This window comes from Aquicella siphonis (genome assembly GCF_902459485.1).
In the GTDB taxonomy this organism is placed as follows: Bacteria; Pseudomonadota; Gammaproteobacteria; order DSM-16500; family DSM-16500; genus Aquicella; species Aquicella siphonis.
Map to the genome: position 1 here is coordinate 2,383,064 of NZ_LR699119.1, position 21,607 is coordinate 2,404,670.

At 49.4% G+C, this 21,607-nt stretch carries 24 protein-coding genes; 11 read left to right on the plus strand and 13 right to left on the minus strand.

Annotated elements, in window-relative coordinates; translation table 11 throughout:
- Positions 1-105: 105 nt before the first annotated feature.
- Both AQULUS_RS11035 and AQULUS_RS11040 read left to right on the plus strand, forming a co-directional pair.
- Positions 106-1,128, plus strand: a complete 1,023-nt coding sequence (locus AQULUS_RS11035; protein WP_408608954.1) for a Leu/Phe/Val dehydrogenase — start codon at positions 106-108, stop codon at positions 1,126-1,128.
- 5 nt (positions 1,129-1,133) lie between these two features.
- On the plus strand, positions 1,134-1,610 hold the full coding sequence (locus AQULUS_RS11040) for a YchJ family protein (RefSeq protein WP_148340196.1): 477 nt from the start codon (positions 1,134-1,136) through the stop codon (positions 1,608-1,610).
- A gap of 58 nt (positions 1,611-1,668) precedes the next feature.
- On the opposite strand, the gene AQULUS_RS11045 is transcribed toward AQULUS_RS11040, so the two are convergent.
- Entirely contained in the window at positions 1,669-2,220 is a 552-nt protein-coding gene (locus AQULUS_RS11045) for a hypothetical protein (protein ID WP_148340197.1), read from the minus strand.
- A gap of 243 nt (positions 2,221-2,463) precedes the next feature.
- Between AQULUS_RS11045 and AQULUS_RS11050 the strand changes: the two genes are divergently transcribed.
- From AQULUS_RS11050 to AQULUS_RS11065, 4 genes are read left to right on the plus strand one after another with little or no spacing between them, the layout of a single operon-like run.
- A complete protein-coding gene (locus AQULUS_RS11050; RefSeq protein WP_148340198.1) occupies positions 2,464-3,033 on the plus strand; it encodes a YbhB/YbcL family Raf kinase inhibitor-like protein in 570 nt (189 codons plus the stop codon).
- 10 nt (positions 3,034-3,043) lie between these two features.
- A complete protein-coding gene (locus tag AQULUS_RS11055) occupies positions 3,044-4,018 on the plus strand; it encodes a carbohydrate kinase family protein (protein ID WP_148340199.1) in 975 nt (324 codons plus the stop codon).
- The gene (locus tag AQULUS_RS11060) at positions 4,002-4,907 is read left to right on the plus strand and encodes a pseudouridine-5'-phosphate glycosidase (protein ID WP_148340200.1); all 906 of its coding nucleotides are present in this window, start codon (positions 4,002-4,004) and stop codon (positions 4,905-4,907) included. The genes AQULUS_RS11055 and AQULUS_RS11060 overlap by 17 nt, the downstream gene beginning before the upstream one ends.
- 20 nt (positions 4,908-4,927) lie before the next feature.
- Complete coding sequence (locus tag AQULUS_RS11065; RefSeq protein ID WP_148340201.1) at positions 4,928-5,818, plus strand: phytanoyl-CoA dioxygenase family protein; 891 nt, start codon at positions 4,928-4,930, stop codon at positions 5,816-5,818.
- A gap of 79 nt (positions 5,819-5,897) precedes the next feature.
- Here AQULUS_RS11065 and AQULUS_RS11070 read toward each other — a convergent pair whose 3' ends face one another.
- The 9 genes from AQULUS_RS11070 to rpmH form a co-directional block, all read right to left on the minus strand.
- A complete protein-coding gene (locus tag AQULUS_RS11070) occupies positions 5,898-6,560 on the minus strand; it encodes a dienelactone hydrolase family protein (RefSeq protein WP_148340202.1) in 663 nt (220 codons plus the stop codon).
- Between the two features lie 23 nt (positions 6,561-6,583).
- On the minus strand, positions 6,584-7,240 hold the full coding sequence (locus AQULUS_RS11075) for a phosphoribosyltransferase (protein ID WP_148340203.1): 657 nt from the start codon (positions 7,238-7,240) through the stop codon (positions 6,584-6,586).
- A gap of 92 nt (positions 7,241-7,332) precedes the next feature.
- Positions 7,333-8,361 (minus strand): patatin-like phospholipase family protein, encoded by a 1,029-nt coding sequence (locus tag AQULUS_RS11080; protein WP_232051889.1) that lies wholly within the window; start codon positions 8,359-8,361, stop codon positions 7,333-7,335.
- A 195-nt stretch (positions 8,362-8,556) separates the two neighbouring features.
- Positions 8,557-8,889 (minus strand): hypothetical protein, encoded by a 333-nt coding sequence (locus tag AQULUS_RS11085; RefSeq protein WP_148340205.1) that lies wholly within the window; start codon positions 8,887-8,889, stop codon positions 8,557-8,559.
- A 3-nt stretch (positions 8,890-8,892) separates the two neighbouring features.
- Positions 8,893-10,248: a tRNA uridine-5-carboxymethylaminomethyl(34) synthesis GTPase MnmE gene (mnmE, locus tag AQULUS_RS11090; protein WP_148340206.1), complete on the minus strand. Its 1,356-nt coding sequence runs from the start codon at positions 10,246-10,248 to the stop codon at positions 8,893-8,895.
- Between the two features lie 58 nt (positions 10,249-10,306).
- Positions 10,307-11,992 (minus strand): membrane protein insertase YidC, encoded by a 1,686-nt coding sequence (gene yidC, locus AQULUS_RS11095; protein ID WP_148340207.1) that lies wholly within the window; start codon positions 11,990-11,992, stop codon positions 10,307-10,309.
- Positions 11,993-12,015: 23 nt separating this feature from the next.
- The gene (yidD, locus tag AQULUS_RS11100; protein WP_148340208.1) at positions 12,016-12,297 is read right to left on the minus strand and encodes a membrane protein insertion efficiency factor YidD; all 282 of its coding nucleotides are present in this window, start codon (positions 12,295-12,297) and stop codon (positions 12,016-12,018) included.
- A complete protein-coding gene (gene rnpA / locus AQULUS_RS11105; protein WP_148340209.1) occupies positions 12,222-12,566 on the minus strand; it encodes a ribonuclease P protein component in 345 nt (114 codons plus the stop codon). The genes yidD and rnpA overlap by 76 nt, the downstream gene beginning before the upstream one ends.
- Positions 12,567-12,579: 13 nt before the next feature.
- Positions 12,580-12,714, minus strand: a complete 135-nt coding sequence (gene rpmH / locus AQULUS_RS11110) for a 50S ribosomal protein L34 (RefSeq protein ID WP_148340210.1) — start codon at positions 12,712-12,714, stop codon at positions 12,580-12,582.
- Positions 12,715-12,903: 189 nt separating this feature from the next.
- On the opposite strand from rpmH, the gene AQULUS_RS11115 reads away from it, so the two are divergent.
- On the plus strand, positions 12,904-14,799 hold the full coding sequence (locus AQULUS_RS11115; protein ID WP_148340211.1) for a hypothetical protein: 1,896 nt from the start codon (positions 12,904-12,906) through the stop codon (positions 14,797-14,799).
- A 136-nt stretch (positions 14,800-14,935) separates the two neighbouring features.
- Here the strand turns inward: AQULUS_RS11115 and pnp are convergent, their stop codons facing one another.
- Both pnp and rpsO read right to left on the minus strand, forming a co-directional pair.
- Positions 14,936-17,065 (minus strand): polyribonucleotide nucleotidyltransferase, encoded by a 2,130-nt coding sequence (gene pnp, locus AQULUS_RS11120; protein WP_148340212.1) that lies wholly within the window; start codon positions 17,063-17,065, stop codon positions 14,936-14,938.
- Between the two features lie 121 nt (positions 17,066-17,186).
- Complete coding sequence (gene rpsO / locus AQULUS_RS11125; RefSeq protein ID WP_148340213.1) at positions 17,187-17,456, minus strand: 30S ribosomal protein S15; 270 nt, start codon at positions 17,454-17,456, stop codon at positions 17,187-17,189.
- A gap of 277 nt (positions 17,457-17,733) precedes the next feature.
- Here rpsO and AQULUS_RS11130 point away from each other — a divergent pair, with 277 nt between their 5' ends.
- From AQULUS_RS11130 to AQULUS_RS11145, 4 genes are all read left to right on the plus strand, one after another.
- Positions 17,734-18,387: a hypothetical protein gene (locus AQULUS_RS11130; protein WP_148340214.1), complete on the plus strand. Its 654-nt coding sequence runs from the start codon at positions 17,734-17,736 to the stop codon at positions 18,385-18,387.
- 86 nt (positions 18,388-18,473) lie between these two features.
- The gene (gene ccmA, locus AQULUS_RS11135) at positions 18,474-19,106 is read left to right on the plus strand and encodes a cytochrome c biogenesis heme-transporting ATPase CcmA (RefSeq protein WP_148340215.1); all 633 of its coding nucleotides are present in this window, start codon (positions 18,474-18,476) and stop codon (positions 19,104-19,106) included.
- Positions 19,100-19,771 (plus strand): heme exporter protein CcmB, encoded by a 672-nt coding sequence (ccmB, locus tag AQULUS_RS11140; protein ID WP_148340216.1) that lies wholly within the window; start codon positions 19,100-19,102, stop codon positions 19,769-19,771. Before ccmA ends, ccmB begins: the two co-directional genes overlap by 7 nt.
- 133 nt (positions 19,772-19,904) lie before the next feature.
- Positions 19,905-20,204: a hypothetical protein gene (locus tag AQULUS_RS11145; RefSeq protein ID WP_148340217.1), complete on the plus strand. Its 300-nt coding sequence runs from the start codon at positions 19,905-19,907 to the stop codon at positions 20,202-20,204.
- Positions 20,205-20,263: 59 nt separating this feature from the next.
- Here AQULUS_RS11145 and AQULUS_RS11150 read toward each other — a convergent pair whose 3' ends face one another.
- Positions 20,264-21,463, minus strand: coding sequence for an acyl-CoA dehydrogenase (locus AQULUS_RS11150; RefSeq protein WP_148340218.1), 1,200 nt, complete (start codon positions 21,461-21,463; stop codon positions 20,264-20,266).
- Positions 21,464-21,607: the final 144 nt, after the last annotated feature.

A 21,607-nucleotide genomic window follows, 5' to 3' on the forward strand; every position in this document is an offset into this window, starting at 1 on the left:
ATTACAAAAGGAGTTGGTGCCATGGTCGATTCTATGAGTGACCGCCCAAGCAATTCCAAGCGCTATGCTCATCCGCATGTTCGCTACACTGTCGCTGACAGTCTGATGCGCTATGCTGAATTTCTTGGCTACGGGGATATCCACACCAAGATTGATGAAAAAACCGGTCTCAAGGCCATTGTCGCCATTCATAATCTGAAGCGCGGGCCCGCAATCGGGGGATGCCGCATGGTGGCCTACCAGACCATCGATAAAGCCATGGAAGATGTTCTCCGTCTCGGCTATATGATGAGTTACAAAGCAGCCATCAATAATCTTCCTCACGGCGGCGCAAAAGCTGTCATTATCAAACCCAAGGTCATCAAGGATCGCGAAGCCTTGTTTGAAAAATTCGGCGAGTTCGTCCAGGAATTGGGCGGCCGTTACATCACCGCCGTGGATAGCGGCACCAGTCCCGCTGAAATGGACATTATTGCCCGACGCACTTCATTCGTGACTTGCACTACCGCGTCAGGTGCAGACAGCGACCCGTCACCCTTGACCGCATTGGGTGTACGCCGCGCCATTGAAGCTGCTGTCAAATTCAAGCTGGGACGGGACACACTCGATGGCGTGCACGTTGCCATCCAGGGCGCCGGTCACGTGGGATATTACCTGGCACAGGAATTGCACGCGCTGGGCGCGAAGCTGACCATGTGTGATATCAATCAGATAGCTTTGCAACGCTGCGTTGATGAGTTTGGCGTAAAAACCTGCGCCATCGATGAAATTTACAGCATTGACGCCGATGTATTCGCTCCCTGTGCCTTGGGAGCGGTCTTGAATATGAATACCATCAAGACATTAAAAGCGCACATCGTGGCAGGTTCAGCGAACAATCAACTGTCTCACTCACATTATGGCTCTCTGATGCATGAACGCGGAATCTTGTACGCTCCGGATTTTCTCATCAACGCCGGCGGCCTGATTCATGTCGCCGTACTGTATGGTCATGGCGACATAAAAAAATCCCTTGAACAGATCAATAACATTTATGACACGGTGTACGATATTTACGAGCGCTCCTCAAGGGAAAATGTAGCGACCAATCAGATTGCGGAAATGATCGCGCGCGAAAGATTACGCTAATCATCATGTCTGGTTGCGCTTGCGGTTCTGGCAAGTCCTATTCTGACTGCTGTGGTCCATTCATCAGCGGACAGGAACGCGCTCCCACGCCGGAAGCACTCATGCGGTCTCGTTACACGGCTTACACCCAGGCTGATATGGATTATATTGCTCGCACCATGAGGGGCGCGGCCAGCGAACACTTTGACGCCGAGTCCGCGCATAAATGGGCAAAGCGGTCGCGCTGGATCAAGCTGGAAGTCCTGCATGCTTCCATGGACGGGCAAAAAGGCTTCGTTGAATTTCGCGCACATTATTCCCTCGCAAACAAACTCTATGTATTGCATGAAATCAGCGAGTTTCATCTGGATCAAGGAGAATGGTATTACATAGACGGGCAAACACCTCCTGTCGACTCAGCAAAAAAAACCATATCCGCCGGGAGAAATGAACCCTGTCCCTGCGGGAGCGGCAAAAAGTTTAAAAAATGCTGCGGGAAATAGGTTTGACATACTGCGTATCGTCGACTGATTTACTTTGTCATCGCGTCCAGCCATGATGTCATGGTTTGGCTCCTGAAACCGTACTTCCTGAAGGTTTGAAGTTTTCAATATTGACGGGCTGGGCAATGGATCCGCTCACCTTGTCAGAAATAATAACAGTCTGGTATTCCTGAGGTTCAGGGATGGGCAGGGTAAGAGACTCCGGGATAGGTTTGCCTGTCGGAGCAGGTACAACAGACGGCATGTCCGTCTGCAGAACAGGCGACGGTAGGGATGATGCTGGAATGGGATCCATCTTGTTACTGAAAACATTGCCGGTTATCAAGTAAGAATTATCCGACCCTGAATTAAATAGATAGGGAGGGTTATTGAAAAACTGCTCCGCCGGTATCGAGGAATAATTATATATAAGAAGCGGAGGAGAGCTGGTAATGGTAACAACGGGGATGAAAGGATTCGATTTATATTCGAAACTGCCGCTGCCTTGACCATAGTACTGAATGGTATTCGTTGATTGCTGATAAGAATAGGCAAAAGCCACGCTCTCTTCTTTGAAAAAGGCGGAAAAGATGATGATTATGATGCCGCTTAAAAACCTGAACGCTTTCATGTCAGTATCTTCGCTGTGTGCGGATATGCCCGGATGCAGAAACTGACGAGGAATGAAAAACTCTCTGATAAATCAAGAACTCAACACGGTTTTCCGGCTTTTCGCATTCCCCATTTCTAGTTTAAGTATAGCACCCGCCACCGGCTGAAATTGACACGGGCTTGCCGCAGCCACTACAGTTACAAGGTGCGAAGATTGTTTTCTAGCCGCGCTAACTCTGACAGAAAAAGGATAAAACAGAAGATGAAATATCTGCCTGTTGTGCAAACCGCATTTTCAGCCAAATCATTGGCTGCCGCCAGGGTGTTGCTGCCATTGTTCTATGTGCTTTTGTCATTACCCCTGTGTGTTCATGCCGCAGGCAGCCTGACGCTGGATTCGACATCGCTGGCTTATCAAGTGACCATCCCTGTGGATTACACCTGCGATGGAAAAGACATTTCACCCGAACTGGAATGGAAAAATCCACCAGCGAATACTCAATCCTATGTACTTATGCTTGCCGATCCCGATGCCCCTGGCGGAACTTTTTATCATTGGATTTTATATAACCTGCCGCCCGCTCTGACCAATTTACCGGAAGGTGCCAGCAGCCTGCCCAAGGGCGCGCTGACCGGTCAGAACAGCTTCGGAAAAAATCAGTATAACGGTCCGTGCCCGCCTTCAGGTACCTCGCATCGATATGTATTCAGCATCTATGCTTTGAACACTGTTTTAAAACTGGCAAATGGCGCCGATGCTTATGCAGTAATACAGGCGATGCAGAATCATGTGATTGATGTCGCAGAATTGAAATTATCTTTTGGACATTAAAGAAAACAGCATGAGCCGTCAGAATAAAAAAATTTACTGCCTGGGCGGAGCCAATATTGACTGCAAATTCACCGCCATGAATGCCATTCATCCGGGCACTTCCAATCCCGTTGTATCACATTCCAGCTTTGGCGGTGTTGCCCGCAATGTCGCTGAAAACCTTTCACGCTGGACTCAAGATGTGCATTTGCAAACGGCGGTAGGCGGTGATCCGGCCGGACAGGTTTTATTATCTGCCGCACGTGAATGCGGCATCCATGTAGAGCGCAGCCTGATACTCGAATATGCCAATACAGCGCATTATTACGCAGTGATGGATCAGGATGGCAATTTGCAGGTAGCCTATGCCGACATGGGAATCTATGATCAGATTCCAACCGATTTGTTCATGAAAAACTGTGAACCCTGGCCTGAAAAAAGCCTGCTTTTCCTCGAAACCAATTTGCCGTCTAACCTGATATCAGCACTTATCCAGGCAGGGCAGGCGCATCAATGCCTGATTTGCATCGATCCTGTTTCGGTGCACAAGGCGGGAAAATTACCGCCGCACCTGGAAAATGTCTTTTTAATCAAGCCTAATCAGGCGGAAATGGCCCGTCTCAGCGGAATGGATATTGCCTGTTTACGCGATTGCCGCCAGGCGGGATATCGTTTACTGGATAGAGGCGTTGAAAATATTGTTATCAGTCTGGGCGCATCCGGATATGTATTCATGAATAAAAACCAATGCCGTCACGTGTCTCCCCCGCGCATAGCTGAAATCAAAGACGTTAACGGAGCAGGAGATGCATTTTGCGCGGGAATTATATACGGACTTCAACAAAATTATTCTATAATGCAGGCTTGTGAAATTGGCGCGGCGGCGGCCGCATTGACAATCCAGTCATATCAGACTGTCGCTCACGATATTTCTGCCTCATGTTTACAGACATCCATTGACAGGCATTATTTGAACCGGGAATACTCTCATGCAGCAATTTTTTGAATATTCAGAAGAAGTCAAACAAGCCATGATGGAAAAAAGGCCGTTGCTGGCGCTGGAATCCACTCTAATCACTCATGGCCTGCCGTTTCCCAAAAACCTGGAAACAGCTCTGGCGGTGGAAAAAATTGCCAGAGAAAACAGTGTCACGCCAGCCACCATCGCTATCATGAATGGAAAAATCCGGATTGGCCTGACCCACGCGGAGCTGGAGTCTCTGGTAGAGGACAAGCACGTGATGAAAGCCAGTACCCGCGATATCCCGTACCTTTTGAGTCAAAAGCTGAATGCCGGCACAACCGTCGCATCCACATTGTTCTGCGCTGATTTTGCCGGTATCAAGGTGTTTGCCACTGGTGGAATCGGCGGTGTGCATCGCGGGCAGGATCAGGACATCTCTGCGGATCTGATCACATTGGCAAAGACACCCATGGCCGTCGTCTGCGCTGGCGCTAAAGCAATCCTGGACGTGCCCAAAACACTGGAATTCCTGGAAACACATGGCGTGCCCGTCATTGGTTACCGCACGGAAACGTTTCCCGCATTTTATACCGCTGAAACAGATTATAAACTTTTCGCGCATGTGGATAATGTGACATCGCTCGCCAACCTCCTCAAGATACACTGGCAGCTTGGCATGTCCTCGGGTGTGCTCATTGCCAATCCCATTCCCTCCCCGGATGAAATTCCTGCAGACATAATCGAACCCGCCATTTCCAGCGCCCTGAAACTGGCGGAGAAAAAAAATGTGCACGGAAAAGAAATCACGCCGTTTCTATTGTCTGAAATCGCAGCCGTCACTCAGGGGAAAAGCCTGCACGCCAATATCAATCTCATCATCAATAACGTGCGCCTGGGTGCGATGCTTGCACTGAAGATTAATGCGTTTTAGTCATACCACACGGAGAATCCATGCAGACCATAACCGCTTCCGTACCATCTCAAGAATCAGCTGAAAACGCCATCCTCACTTCAGCACAACAGCATGCTTTTGCACAAGACGGTTTTTTAATCCTGGAAAATTTCATTTCTGATGACATCTGCGATCTTCTGATAAAGCGCGCTCAAATGCTGATTGATCAGTTCGAACCGGATGCGGTTAAAACCATTTTTTCCGCCAAAGATCAGCGTCATGCAAAAAATCAGTATTTTCTGGAATCCGGCGATAAAATTCATTTCTTTTTTGAGGAAGGCGCCATCGATATGCATGGCCAATTGATCAAGGAAAAATCTCTGTCCATCAATAAAATCGGCCACGCTTTGCATGACGTTGATCCTGTTTTCAATTGTTTCAGCCGCATGCATAAAATCGCCAGTCTTGTCCGGGACGCCGGCGTTTCCCACCCGTTACTGCTGCAATCCATGTATATTTGCAAACAACCTTATATTGGCGGCGAAGTAACCTGCCATCAGGACAGCACATATATTTTTGTGAAAGACCAGCCTGTTCTGGGTCTCTGGTTCGCGCTGGAAGACGCGACGCTTGAAAACGGCTGCCTGTGGGCCATACCCGGCGGGCATCATGGCGGTCTCAAATCCAGGTCCATCCGCGACGTGAATGATAAGGTGTCAACCACCGTTTTTGACAACACGCCCTGGCCGCTGGAAAAAATGGTTCCGCTTGAAGTGCCGCGCGGCAGTGTCATTTTATTGCATGGGCTGTCACCGCACATGAGCAAGGAAAATATTTCTTCCAAATCGCGGCATGCCTATACCCTGCATGTGATTTCCGGCCAGCATGAATACGCCAAAGACAACTGGTTACAGCGGTCCAGGGATTTTCCGCTAAAAGGATTTGTTTGATTGTTATTCCGGAAAAACCGCCGGAATAACAATCAAAAGGGGACATCCATCAGGTAATAAAAGTATATCCCTGGCCGTGTTATCTTAAATACTTGCCAAACCACGCATTTGCCAGGTGAGATACCGCTTCAAGTTTGCCTGCCTCTTCAAAAAGATGCGTGGCGCCGGGCACAATTTCCAGTTTTTTTTCACAATGCATGGCATTGAATGCCTGCTGGTTAAGCTGAATGACTGTTTCATCCAGACCGCCGACTATAAGCAAAGTCGGAGCTTCAACATATCGCAAAGATTCGCCTGCAAGATCCGGCCGACCGCCCCTGGAAACCACCGCGCGTACCAAATCAGCGGCTTGCGCTGCTGCCACCAGCGCAGCGCCCCCGCCTGTGCTGGCACCAAAATATCCCAAAGGCAGTTTTTTCAGAGCAGGATTCTTCACTATCCACCGGGTGACCGAAATCAGTCTTTCAGCGAGAAATCCTATATCAAAACGATACTGTGAAGTCTGCGTGTCGACTTCATCTTCATCGGGTGTCAGAAGATCAAACAATAGCGTGGCGATTTTGACTTTTTGCAATTCACGCGCAATAAACTGGTTGCGCGGACTAAAGCGGCTGCTACCGCTGCCATGCGCGAACAAGACTATGCCTTTTGCGCCTTCAGGGATGTGCAGCAAACCATCCAGCTGTGTGTCTTCGCTGGGAATGCTGACGGGATATTCGGTGTCGACGAGAAATTCCACCATACGTAATCCTTTTATTTGACGGCCTAGTGTATATGTGTAAACGAACGCGACCGAGTTAAAAGATCGCGTACTTCTTCATCTTCAGTTTGTGAAAAATCTTCATACCATGCTCCCACCGCGTAAAAATGCAAAGGACGCCGGGGGCAAACCAGTCGGTCCATTAATGGGAGCATGTGCTCACACATGAATTTGTCCGCAACAGGCACGGCGACAATGATCGCTGCTGGCTGCGATTTTCTTAAAGCCTTGATGGCGGCGCGCATGGTAGCGCCTGTGGCAATACCGTCATCCACCAGAATGATGGTTTTGTTTTTCAGGGATGGAAAAGCATGATCTCCGCGGTATGACACTTCCCGGCGTTTCAATTCCTTTTTTTCTTCTTCGATAATTTGATCGATGGCGTCTTTCGGGATTCCCAGCTCCGAAATGATATCTTCATTGAATACACAAGTATCGCCCATGGCGATGGCGCCCATGGCCAATTCACTGTGCCCGGGCACGCCCAGTTTACGGACAATAAAGACATCAAGAGGCACATGCAGGGCTTTTGCGATTTCAAACGCAACCGGCACACCGCCGCGCGGCAGGGCAAGAACGACAACGTCATCACGGTCAGCGTATTCCATCAGCTCTGCCGCAAGGATTTCACCCGCTTCAATACGATTTCTATATTTTTCCATAATCTTATCCGGCCGCTCTGAGTTCCTCTCTAAATTATAGTATGAGCCCATAAATCTTCACGCACAAGGCAAAGGAAGCCGATTCGCCAAAGTCAAAGCCATTCGTTGAAGTCGATTGTGGATTTTATTCCGATAAATGAATAGTTTTCCTTCAGCCAGGCTTGCGCCGCCGCTCTTCCGAGGTCTCGCAGCCTGACGAGGAAATTCCAGTCCGGAACAAACACGCTCTCGCGCGGAAATTCCTTCAACGACTGGTCTGCGCGCAGACAATGAATATAAAGTTTCTTGAGTTTGTTCCGGAACTTATCTTTTATCCAGCCATCATCAATTAATCTGCTGACGAATGCGATCGCGCGCATCTCCCTCATCAGAGACGAATTAAATGATATCTCTCTTAAACGCATATCGATTTCCATAACCGTGCAAGGCACAGATTCACGCACGATGGGGACGGTGTGCAGAATAATAATATCTTTCACGTGAGTATTATAAATTAGTGGAAAAATAGCCGGGTTTCCAAGATATCCCCCGTCCCAATAGTATTCATTATCAATTTCAACAGCCTGAAAAAGCTTGGGCAGACACGCTGATGCGAGAACCGCGTCTATGGATAATTCATCCGTATTGAAAATGCGTATCTTGCCGCTTTTTACATTGGTGGCCCCCAAAAATAATTTGATTGAGCTGTGCTTTTTTAATTTTTTGATATCGATCAGGTTTTTCAGAATTTCGCGCACAGGATGATAATTCAACGGATTGAATTGATAGGGAGAAAAAACATTGGTCATGGCGTTAAAAACATAAAATTCAATCGGCGCGGACAAAAATGGCGCCAGCAGGAAATCCGCAGGAAGTTTCGCGGTGAAGCCCATTTGTTGTCCGCTCATGCCAACCGCATGCCAGAATTCATATAGTAATTGCCGCGCACCCTGGCTGCCTCCTTCCATCATTCCCTGCGCAAGTACCACCGCATTCATGCTCCCTGCGCTGGTCGCTGATACTGCATGAATGGACAAGAGATCCAGTTCCAGAAATTTATCGAGAATGCCCCAGGAAAACGCGCCATGTGTGCCCCCGCCCTGAAGCGCAAGATTAACCAGCTTCTTTTCTCCAGCATTCACGGAGCGTTCCCCATTTTCAGGTGAAATCCATATTCTTATCATAGCATTTCAGCTTCGCCACGGATTAACTAACGGTGATCCTGTTGTTTTATCACGTCTTTTCAAACCTGCCGGGAAATTCGGGCAAGACAGCATTCTTGCGAAACACACAAGATTCCGGCGTTTAGCTGGATGATTCTCATGATTATCTGACGGTTAGAAAAGGCGAGTGATATGAAAAGTGCCGAAAATTAATGGCAGTATGACAGTAACTTTTGAAATCAGGCTCCACTTCCAGGATGAGTTCTTTCCGCTGATCCATACGCACATCGCATTTACGAAAAGAAAAGGAAAAGTGATGGTGATAATCAAGTCAGAATATTGATTGTGCACGTAGAAGGGAGTAAAAGAACCCGCGACCAGAATATCCACCAGAAAATCCGCGATGATAATGAATATCACGGTGAAAAGCACATAGATGAGCCAAAACGCCTGCGCGAGAGAAGCTTCCCCAATCCAGCACTGCTTGTAGATTTTAACGGGATTCATTCTTTATTTTCCAATGCAGAAGCTGGAAAAAATCCGTCCCAGCAAATCATCCGAAGTAAATACCCCTGTGATTTCACAAAGCGCCAGATGCGCCTGGCGCAAATCTTCAGCGGCCAGTTCAGCGGAACCGGATTCCCTCAATTGCAGCAAGCCTTTTTCAACATGCGATCGGGATTTAGCAAGCGCATCCAGATGCCGGCGCCGCGCCAGATAAAGTCCTTCGCCCAACGGCTGAAATCCTGCCTCTTCCTTGATAAGAGACCTGAACAATTCAATTCCTTCTCCGGTCTTCACCGAAAGTGATATCATTTTTTTTCCTTCCCATGACTGAATGGAAGGCGTTTCATTCTTCAGGTCTATTTTATTTCGGACAATGATAACCGGTTTGTCAAGACATGCTGGACAAGGTTGCGTGATATCACGGCTTGCATCCGTCACGTACAAGATAAGATCTGCGTTTTCAATTTCCCGGTAGGCGCGGCGAATGCCTTCCTGTTCAATAACATCCGCGCTTTCTCTCAAACCCGCCGTATCGATAATATGCAATGGCATGCCGTCTATGAGTATGGATTCACGCAGCACGTCACGGGTGGTGCCGGGAATATCGGTTACAATAGCCATTTCCCTGCCGCTCAAGCAATTCAGCAAACTTGACTTGCCCACATTGGGTTCGCCGGCGATCACCACCGTTATGCCTTCGCGCAAAAAACTGCCTTGCCTCGCCTTGTGTTGAATCGTATCCAGGTCTGCGAGAATGGCCGACAACGTTTCTGAAACAGATTCATCGGCGAGAAAATCAATCTCTTCATCGGTAAAATCAATCGCGGCTTCCACAAACATGCGCAGCTGCACAATCTTTTCGTTAATGCCATGAATATCTTTCGAGAATTCCCCTTGCAAGGAACGCAAGGCGGAGCGTGCAGCCTGACGGGATGAAGCGTCAATTAAATCCGCTATCGATTCGGCCTGTGTCAAATCCATTTTTCCGTTCAAAAATGCGCGTTCTGAAAATTCGCCGGGACGGGCGAGCCTGGCTCCCAGGCTCAAAAGACATTGCAGAATGGAATCCACCACAACCGGACCGCCATGCCCTTGCAGTTCAAGCACATCTTCGCCAGTAAATGAATGAGGACCGGGAAAGAAAATGGCAACACCTTCATCGAGCAACTCTCCCTGCGAATCACGAAATGGAACAAAAACCGCCTCGCGCGGCGGAAGTTCGCTGCCCACCACTACGCGCATGATATCACGCACGCGAGAACCCGATAAACGGACAATAGCAATCCCTCCACGCCCGGAAGGGGTTGCCTGGGCTGTTATGGTTTCACTGTCTGAGAGAGTCTGGCTGAATTGCTGCATGGGGATAATGAGTTCATTGGCACTCTCCCGCAAATTATACGGGAGAGTGCCAATCAGTTTACTTCTTCTTCACATTGGGTTCGTTTTCCAGCTTTCTCATGACATACCATTGCTGCAGGAATGACAAGGTATTGTTCACAAACCAGTACAACATCAGACCGGCGGGGAAATTGGCAAACATCACGGTGAATATGACCGGCATCAGCATCATGATTTTCGCCTGCAAGGGATCTGGCGGCGGCGGATTCAGGCGCTGCTGGATAAACATGGAAACACCCATTAACAGCGGCAGAACATAATAAGGATCTTGCTGGGACAAATCATGAATCCAGAAAATAAACGGCGCCTGGCGCAATTGAACGCTTTCCACCAAAACCCAATATAACGCGATAAATACCGGGATCTGAATCAGAATCGGCAAGCATCCACTCATGGGATTGACTTTTTCCTGGCGGTACAACTCCAAGGTAGCCTGTGTCATTTTTTGCTTGTCATCAGCATAGCGTTCTTTCAGCATTTCAATTTTTGGCTGCAATTTTTTCATGGCCGCCATGGAACGGAAGCTTTTGGCAGATAGTTGATAAAACAAAAGCTTGATAATGACGGTGACCAGTACGATAGACCAGCCCCAATTGCCGATCACATCGTATATTTTTTGCATCATCCAGAATATGATGCCGGAGATAAACCAGAACCAGCCATAATCTATAGTCAGTTTCAGGCTGGGTGCGGCTTTTTCCAGCAGGTCCGCGATAGCCGGTCCTACATATAATTTTGCACCTGTCGTCACGCTCGCACCGGGCGCGGCTTTTAACGGTTCGCCTATCATTCCGACGGTATAAAGTGAATTGGATGTCACCCGCGTATAATAATTGGACACTGCGGTTTTTGCCGGAATCCAGGAGCTGATGAAATAATGCTGTATCATGGCCGCCCAACCGTCTTTCACCGTCTGGTTGAGGTTAGTCTTTTCCATGTCCTTGAAGCTGATTTTGGTGAACGGCGCCTTGGGACTGGAAACCGCTGCGCCAAAATACGTAGCGAGATTAATAAATCCGCCATGATTGGGCGGCGGATTATTGGTGCGCAGTAACTGGGTATACAAGCTGCCTTCCCAGGGCTGGCTGGACTGATTATTAATGTCATAGCCGACATTGATTTCATAACTATTGCGTGTAAACGTGAAATTTTTGGTGACCTTGAGACCATTGCTGTCTTGCCAGTCCAGTTTAACAGTCAGTTCATTCTGGCCGGGCTGCAGGGAGTATTCCGTTTGCGCTGTCTTGTAAAGCGCCTGCGCTTGCGATGTATCCGGCCCTTGTTTGCTTAACAAGCCGCTTTCCGCGACATATTCGGTTTTGGGATCATCATTAAGCAGCATGATAGGCTGTCTGGAACCCAGGGATTCCGGATATTTCGGAAGGCTGACCCGGACGATATCACCGCCGCGTGTATCAATGCTGACATTCAGGACATCGGTCTGGACATTAATTATCTGCCCCTTTTCTTGTGCCGGAACGACTGGCGCACCCGGCTGAGCAATAGGCGCTCCCGCTGCTTCGGCCCCGGCATTTACGGCGGAAGGAACATAACTGCTGCCTGAACGCTCGACCGCGGCTGCGGGCGTGCCGACAGCTGGCAGCCTGGGGTGATCTTTGTCCCAAGCCTGGAACAACAGATAACACAACAGGATTAATAATGCATAAAGGGCAATTCGTAGGTAATCTAGGATATTTTCAAACATATCATTAACTTCTGCTTAATTTATTATGGGACAGGATCAATACCACCTGGATGCCAGGGATGACAGCGTGAAACGCGCCGTGCCGCGAGGCAGCTTCCCTTGACCACACCGTATGCCTTGATTGCTTCCATGGCATATGCCGAGCACGTGGGTTCAAAGCGGCAGCAATTTCCCAACAGTCCGCTGACCGCATAGCGATAAACACGAATTGCTGCTATTAAACAGCTACTTATGAAGTTTTTAACTTTTGCCATAAGGTATCGATGTCTTTTCGTATGGTCTTGCTGCTTTCCAAGGGGATACATTCTGAACGCAGTAGTATAATGACATCGACCCCCTTAAGTACATCTTTATTGTGCCTGAAACTTTCCCGAATGAGACGGCGCAGCCGGTTGCGCTGAACGGAAAGCCTGAGCCTGTGCTTGGACAAGACAATACCTAGCCGCGCATGTTGCAGCTGGTTGGGGATAGACAAGGCAAGAAAGTATTTATGAGCGGTTTTGTTTGGATTGGCGAACACAGACTGGAAGTCGTGTTTTCCTGCCAGTCTGTAAGTGCGCGAAAACCCGAACATTAATGGTCAAAAATTACGGACAGAGTCTGGCGCGGCCTTTGGCGCGACGGGCGCTTAATACAGCACGGCCACTTTTGGTCGCCATACGGGCACGAAATCCGTGGGTACGCTTTCTTTTTAAAACACTGGGTTGAAATGTTCTTTTCATGATCAGTACTCGATACGTTTTACATAGGCGGCATATGTTAGGGGGAGCGGGGAATATTGTCAAATTATCTGTATGAAAAATCTTGTCTTAATATAAGTTCTTTATACTAATATTATAATATGTGAGTTTTGGCATTCCGCATCGGATAACAAGAATATTTTTTGAACAGCCAAATGAGGGGGAGGGCAAATGCAGCGATTATCTGGTAATCCAGCCGCAAAAAGACGGGAAGAAGAACAAGACCGCTATCAAATCCAGAAAAATCGTTTCAAAGACGAAGTCTTGCTCCGCTTATCCAGCATAGAGGGTGTCAATCAATGCCTGGAAGAAAGACGCTGCGTCTTTTTGAATGGCAAGCCAATCAATTTTAGCCAGTGCCAGGAATATAATGTATTCCTGGAAAACGGCGACCTGAATCCCGAAGCGGAAGCCATGGGCATCACCCTTGAACTTTCGCGAAACAAGGCATTTTTACAATCCTTGTTTATATCACAGGATCTTGGCCGGCTGACTCTGCGGGAAAGAATCATCCTGGAAGCCGTACTTTTTTCCGTCCAATTTCAATTTTATATTGAATCCCAGCGTCATCTGATGGATGAACAGGGACGGATTTCAGAAGCCCTGGCTAAGGATCAAGACAACAAGGAGTTGCAGCGGGCAATAGAAAGAGTCGCGCTTGAACTCCAGTCCGCACAGGAAAAAGCTGCGCAATTAACACACGACACACTTCATACACTGCCCATTTCCAGCATGCAGGCGGCATTATTGAGTAATCCGGGCATACATCCCCAGGCCGCTGCCGCCCAGTCGCTGATTGAATATATTGCCTATCTTCAAAGAGCCGGGATCTGGAGCTTCTATGTCCCGCCCGCGCCTATCAGCCTTCAGCACGCTTATTCCCGGACCTTTAATGATATTCCGCTGCCGCCGTACCTGTCCCCGCTCATGGCTGAAATGAGTTTGATTATGCAACGCCCCGAACACCTGGAAGAAAATCTGGCTGTCTGGTTTAAGCAGGCTGTCCAGTACGCTCTGGCTGAATTATTCGATACAAAGGGACATATCCGTGAAAGCTTGTTCAAGCTGCTGCCGCACACGGGATTTCCATTACAAGCAGATGATGAAAACTTAAAAATCACGCTGCTCCAGGCATACCTGGCATCCGTGATCACGGAAAACATATCCAGTGTGCTTGATAAAGCCGAAAACCGAGAAGCTGCCAACAGATTAATGACCGAAACAAGAGACCTGGGTGACGGCGATACAGAAATCGTTAGAACCCAGATGCGTGATTTTATCACCCGAAAATTGCAGTATTTTAATGTTGGCGTGGGTTCCTTTAATACCATCGATGAGGTTCGCGAAAACATGAGCACCGCGAGCCGCTCTTATCAGATTGCTCCCGCGCGCGGCCAGGCATCCTCAAGCCGCCATGGCGCTTCCAGTCTGGGGGCATCCGGCAGTGATTCCTCCGGCGAAGAAAACGATGACGAACAAACGCCTTTCCTTTCAGGCGGAGAGCCGCCGCGGCGTAATGATGAAAGCGTTCCCCGGCGTTCACAAAATAAACCCGGTATTTTCCGAAGAGCCTGGAATAGTGTGGCAGATTTTTTTGGGAGACACTGGAAAGCCATTACTGCCACGACTGTTTCCTTTGCCATAGCCGGAGGCCTGGGCGGTGCCGGGGTAGGGCTTGCCGCCGGTGTTTTTGGCGCCATTCCCACCGGCGGTTTGAGTATTCTCGCCACACCTTTTGCCATAGCCATTTTGGGAGGAGCCGGTTTCGTTGCCGGAGCCGTTGTCGGCTTTACTTTCGGGGTAATAGGCAGCCTGGTCATGGACGCGGTAACAAAATCATCGCCGCGCAGCTCCTCTGATTTGACTATAGATACAGATGAAGAACAGCTTTCCCCATCCAGCACCAGGAAAATTTTTGGAACTACGTCGCCTTCTCCTCGCCGAGCCTCAGAGAATTCTGCCAGCATAGATTATAGCGCGCATGGCAGTGCTGATTTATACAGAAAAAAATCTGCCCAGAAAAAGGAGGGGGTTGATTCCCGCAAGGGATTCACCAAGCATTTTTAATCGAGAGCGTTCATTGAGCGCCCACTTTAGTAATTCGGGCTGAAGAAACAAAAAAGGCACTCACAAGAGTGCCTTTTGTATTGTATCCCGGACGAGAGGAAGTCAAGCAAGGCATTTCCCCGCTCTCACGCTTTCCTTATCCGTTGGATTGATTGGCTGTAGAAGAAGGGCTGATTTCAACTTCCTTCATGCTGAGGCGGATACGGCCCTGACGGTCAATTTCCAGGACTTTTACTCGCACTATCTGGCCTTCAGACAATCTGTCGCTGACATTGGCTATGCGTTCGCTGGCAATCTGTGAAATATGCACCAGGCCTTGTTTACCAGGCAGGATATTCACCAGTGCGCCGAAGTCCATCAGCTTGGTCACCGTGCCTTCATAGATATTTCCGACAACGACATCCGCCGTCAAACGTTCTATGCGGCTGATAGCTTCTTCACACGCAGCAAGATCCGCCGCGGCGACTTTGACCATGCCGTCATCGCTGATATCCACGACTGTGCCGGTTTCTTCGGTCAAAGCACGAATGGTCACACCACCTTTGCCAATAACATCGCGAATCTTGTCCGTCGGGATGCGCAAGGTCAGGATGCGCGGCGCGTAAGCTGACATTTCCTGGCGCGGGCCGGTAATCGCCTGATTCATAATGCCAAGGATATGCATACGGCCATCGCGTGCCTGTTCCAGAGCGCGCTGCATGATGGTTTCAGTGATGCCATCAATTTTGATATCCATTTGCAAGGCTGTGACACCTTCGGTAGTTCCTGCGACTTTGAAATCCATGTCACCCAGATGGTCTTCATCGCCCAGAATGTCGGTCAACACCGCAAACTGGTCACCTTCTTTCACCAAGCCCATGGCCACGCCGGCCACGTGCGTCTTGATGGGCACACCGGCATCCATTAACGCGAGGCTGGTACCGCATACGGTTGCCATGGAGCTGGAACCGTTGGATTCCGTGATTTCAGAAACCACCCTCAAAACATAATTAAAATCTTTCTGTGACGGCAAAACGGCTGAAATACCACGTTTGGCAAGATTTCCGTGGCCGATTTCACGGCGTTTCGGACTGCCTACCATTCCCACTTCACCCACTGAATAAGGGGGAAAATTGTAATGCAGCATGAAGTTTTCCTTGCGTTCGCCTTCCAGCGCATCAATGGTTTGCGCATCGCGTTCCGTACCCAGTGTCGCGACAACCAGCGCCTGTGTTTCCCCGCGGGTAAACAGCGCGGACCCGTGTGTGCGGGGCAGTAAGCCGGTCTGAATGGAAATGGGGCGGACGGTTTTTGTATCCCGGCCATCGATACGAGGCTGGTTTTGCAGGATTCGGCCGCGAACCACATTGCGCTCCAGGCTATTGAAGACATACTTGGCATCCGCAAGCAGCGCCAGCTCGTCTTCCTTGCCCGCGTTTTCAGTAATAATCTGTTCCAGGATACGGTCGCGTATTTCGCTAACCGCTTCCTGGCGTTCGATCTTGTCTTTGATTTGATAGGCTTTTTCTATGTCTGCCTTGCACAAATCCACAACACGCTTTTCGATTTCCGCATTGGGTACCGGCGGAGCCCATTCCCAATTTACAGTACCTGCCTCTTTCGCCAATTCTTTAATGGCATTGATGGCGGTCTGCATTTCGCGGTGAGCAAACATGACTGCGCCCAGCATGACAGATTCTGGCAATTCCTTGGCTTCGGATTCCACCATGAGAACAGCGTTTTCCGTGCCGGCTACCACCATATCCAGTTGGGAAGACTCTAACTGGGACAGTGTAGGATTAAGAATGTAATTGCCGTCCATATAACCGACCCGGGCCGCAGCAAGATGGCTGGTAGCCGGCATGCCGGAAAGAGCAATCGCCGCAGACGCGCCCAGCATGGCTGGAATATCGGCATCGATGTCCGGATTCATGGACAACACGGTGGCGATCACCTGCACTTCAAAATTAAACCCTTTGGGGAACAGGGGGCGCAGCGGTCTGTCGATCAGGCGCGATGTCAGCGTTTCTTTCTCGCTGGGCTTGCCTTCACGCTTGAAATAACCGCCGGGAATCCGGCCTGCCGCATAAGTACGCTCCTGATAATTAACAGTAAGCGGGAAAAAGTCTTTGTCATCAGATGCGCTGTCTGCGCCCACGGCTGTCACCAACACGACCGTGTCATCCATGCTGACCAGCACCGCTGCGGTTGCCTGGCGGGCGATTCTCCCTGTTTCCAGGGTAACGTTATGGTTGCCATAACGGAATGTTTTTGTGATTACAGTCAAAATATCCACCTAATTATATAGTTAAGATTGAAGATTTATCCTGCCGCACCTGGTGGTTGACCGCCTGCTAAATGTACGATGGAAACAGCGGAAGCCAGGTGCGGAAGGGAATGCGTGCTGATTAACCGCGTACATCTAACTCTTTGATAATGTGCTGATAACGCTGTGAGTCCTGGCTTTTCAGATAGCGCATGAGCTTGCGGCGCTGACTCACCATTTTGGTTAATCCGAAGCGGGTATGAAAATCGTGCTTGTGAACTTTCAGATGTTCGGTCAAAGAATTAATGCGTGCGGTAAGCAGCGCAATCTGCACTTCCGGTGAACCCGTGTCATTTTTGCTTCGTTTGTAAGTTTTGACAATCTGCGCTTTTGCAGCTGTAGTTAACGCCATGAATACACTCTCCACTAAAAACTTGAACTTATAGAATTCTATAAAAGCCCGTTATTGTATCCGGGAGCTCCTTCCGTAACAAGACCCCTTGTATAGAATGTAGTACGGGTGCCGGTGCCAGCCCCCGGCCATCAGACTGCATGGCACCCTTTTGAATCGGCCGTCAAATCAGGTAAGATAGCCCGCCGGTTCTGGCCAGAGACGCCACCACAAACAGAGAGTAAGACTTATCATGTCATATAATAAAATAAAAAATTGCCTGATCATGAGCATAAGCATGATGTATTCTGCTTCCAGCGCAGCCGGAATAGAGCAAAGCAAACCCGTCAACACGGTCTTGCCGAAAAACACTTCATTAATAGCATATCCACAAGGCCAGCAGCTTTATGATCAATATCCCTGGGCGGTCATGTATTATTATGGGATTACAGGTTCTGACGCGCTGGGGCAAATGTTTGAAGGGCAGTTTCATCGCTGGCCGGAACATGTCCAGTCGCTAGAGTTAACCCGCACCCTCAGTGAAAACAACTTCCTGCGACGCCTGGTCAACCCGCTGGTCGGGGTCGTTCAGGTCTCCGCCAATATCACTGTTCGCAATGGCAGCAATCAGCATACTATTTATGAGTTTAATCCTTATGTGGAAGGGCGGTGGGCCAATCTGCCCTGGAATGCCTACGTCAATACCTCTTTTGCCATAGGGGAAGGCATCTCGTACGGCACATCCATTCCTTCTCTGGAAAGCAAATCCAGCTCCGACACCAAAAGACTGCTAAATTACCTGATGCTGGAGGCCACTTTTGCTCCGCCCGGCAACCCCCGGCTGCAACTGGTCGCACGCATACATCATCGGTCCGGTGCTTACGGCTTATATCACGCGGGTAATACAGGCTCTAATGATGTAGGGCTGGGCATACGATATCTGTTTGACTAAGACCTGCCGGCACTCGGCGTTTTTCCTCAAGATTGCCGGTCGGGACGGTTTTCGCTAGAATCGGCCGACTATCTCATGGGTGCGCAATGGATACAGAACCTAGACTACAAGTCCGCAATCTTTGCTGTATCCGTCAGCAGCGGCCGCTTTTTGCCAATCTCTGCTTCCAAGTCCAGGCCGGGGAAGCGCTGTTGATCGAAGGGCCCAATGGATCAGGAAAATCCAGTCTGCTGCGTTTGCTGACCGGACTCGCCACACCTTCGTCCGGTGAAATTCTTTGGCAAGGCGGCGACATTCAACATGCGCGTGAAGAATACTGGAAGCACATACATTACATCGGTCATGCAAACGGCATTAAACTGGGTCTGACCGTGATTGAAAATCTGCAGCTAGCGCAAAGTCTGTCGCTAGAGCCGGCTTCAGCAACGCCCGAAGACGTTTTACATTCTTGGAACTTACAAGCATGTCAGGCCATGCCGGCAAAAAATTTATCGGCGGGCCAAAAGCGCCGCCTCGCGCTAGCCCGTCTGTTAATGCTGCCCAAACCCCTATGGATACTGGATGAACCGGTCACCGCACTGGATGCGGACACTCAGGTTCTCTTTCTCTCACATCTTGAAGCACACCTGCAAAAGAGAGGAATGGCAATCATCAGTTCGCATCACCTGTTGCCGCTGCAGTCCGGAACGACTGCGACGCTGAGGCTTCCCTCATGCTAAAAACTGTTTGGTATGTATTTTACACAGAATTGATACTATCCTGGCGGCGTTCACAGGAATGGCTTTACCCGCTTGGTTTTTTTGCGATCGTCATCAGCCTCTTTCCACTCGCGTTCACGCCTGATCCGGCTTTTTTGCAAAAGTATGTTCCGGGCTGCATCTGGATTGCCGCGCTATTGGCCAGTCTATTGTCAGTAGAATATCTTTTCTTTACAGACAGTGAAGACGGGCATCTTGAACAGCTATTATTGGGCCCGGCCCCGTTATCCTTGATCATGGGAGCAAAACTGGGCGCACACTGGCTGGTCACAGAATTCCCGCTGATACTGCTGACTCCTCTGCTTTGTATCATGTTCCATCTTTCACTGGCCACGACACTCGCGTTATGTTTGAGCCTGTTGTTTGGAACACCCATTCTCACACTCATCGGCAGCCTGGGAGTGGCATTATCCCTTGGTTTGCGGCAACAAGGCGTATTGTTGGGATTATTGATTTTACCCCTGGTTACACCCGTGCTTATTTTCGGCGTGAATATTGTCCAGCAGTCTCAATCAGGACTTTCTCTTGCCGGGCCTCTGGCGTTTTTGGCCGGACTCTCCGTATTCACCGTTACCTTGGTGCCATGGGCGGTCGCCGCGGCCGTGCGTGTGAGCATGGATGATTAATTTGAAGCCGGACAAAAATCGTGTGTTCCGGCAGAACAATCGACGCTCGCTTATCCTTTTCTTGACCCTATGGTTTTTTTTGTTAGTATCCGCTATTCCTTTCAAAAACTGATTACTTATAAAGAGACATAAAATGAGCACAGCCAGAATTGTAGTGAAATTGAAAAAAGATGCCTCGCACGATAAAAAGAAACCTCACGCCTTTTTACCTGATGACAAGGATTTGTTAACCATCCATAAATCTGATCATCAGGAACAAGATTTGATTGCCCAAGGTTATTATCACCCCAACGCGTATCAGCCCAGCCTGCAAACATCGCTGGATGATCTGAATCAGCGGCTGTCATCTTCGCTCCCGGTCCGCGCCGCCTCTTTGCCTGACGCATCACAGCCCGAGCAGTCAGAAAAAGCCTCCATCAGAATGAGTAAATAACCAGCTAACAGAAACCCTCAAGCTTCACAGAGGGTTTCTGTTTCTATTCCTGGCACAGTCTATGGATTTCCCAACGGCTTGAAAGCCTGGATGCCGGTTTGGGCGCGCCCCAAAATCAGCGCGTGAATGTCCGCTGTTCCTTCGTAAGTCTTGACCGTTTCCAGATTTAACATGTGCCGTATGACCTGAAAGTCTTCCGTGATCCCGTTACCGCCATGCATGTCTCGTGATTCACGCGCCACATCCAGTGCGGTCAGGGTGGAAAATCGTTTCATCATGGAAATCATGGGTGATTCCACTCGACCCTCGTCTTTCAGGCGGCCCAAACGCAAACAGCCTTGCAATCCCAGCGTAATATTGGTTTGCATGACAGCCAGCTTGTGCTGTATCAACTGATTGGCTGCGAGAGGGTGGCCAAACTGCTTGCGGTCCAGCACATATTGCCGCGCGGCATGCCAGCAAAATTCCGCCGCACCCAACGCGCCCCATGCGATTCCATAGCGCGCATTGTCCAGACAGCCCAATGGCCCGGATAAACCGTCCGCCCTGGGAAGTTCGTTCTCAGCGGGCACAAAAACATCATCCATCAGAATTTCTCCGGTAATGGATGCGCGCAGGCTTAGTTTTCCATGCATGACCGGCGCGGACAATCCCTTCATGTCTTTTTCCAGGATATATCCGCGTATTCTGCCCTGGTCATTACGTGCCCATACGATAAACACATCCGCGACAGGGGAATTCGTGATCCACATCTTGCTGCCTTTGAGCACAAATCCGCCGGGCACGGTTTTTGCGCGAGTATCCATGCCGCCAGGATCCGAACCATGATTGGGTTCTGTCAGGCCAAAACAGCCTGTCCATTCACCTTTCGCCATTTTTGGCAGAAACTTCTGTTTCTGTTCTTCGCTGCCATAAGCATAAATAGCATGCATGCTTAAGCTGGACTGAACACTCGCGCACGAGCGGTAACCTGAATCCACTCTTTCCAGTTCACGCATAATCAGGCCATAAGAAACATAATTGACGCCGGCGCAGCCATAGCCCTGTATCGTCGCGCCCAGCAACCCGGCTTCACCCATTTCCCGCATGATAGAGGGATCGGTGTTTTCCTCCCGAAACGCTTCAATCACCCGCGGCTGTAATTTCTCCTGGGCGAACGCGCGCACGGAATCGCGTATCATGCGTTCTTCTTCGGTGAGCTGATCATCCAAAAAAAGCGGGTCGTCCCAGCGGTATGACGATTCTTTCGCTTTAGCCATGGTATCTCCTTTTATCATTTTTCGACTTTGACAGCTTGATAATTTTATTCTGTCCCCTGCGCCAGGCAGGGGATGCCGCCCATGATTCTGCCCTAGTTATCAGGGTATTGCCATCTCCGGCTTGATGAAAAATGCAAATAGCCC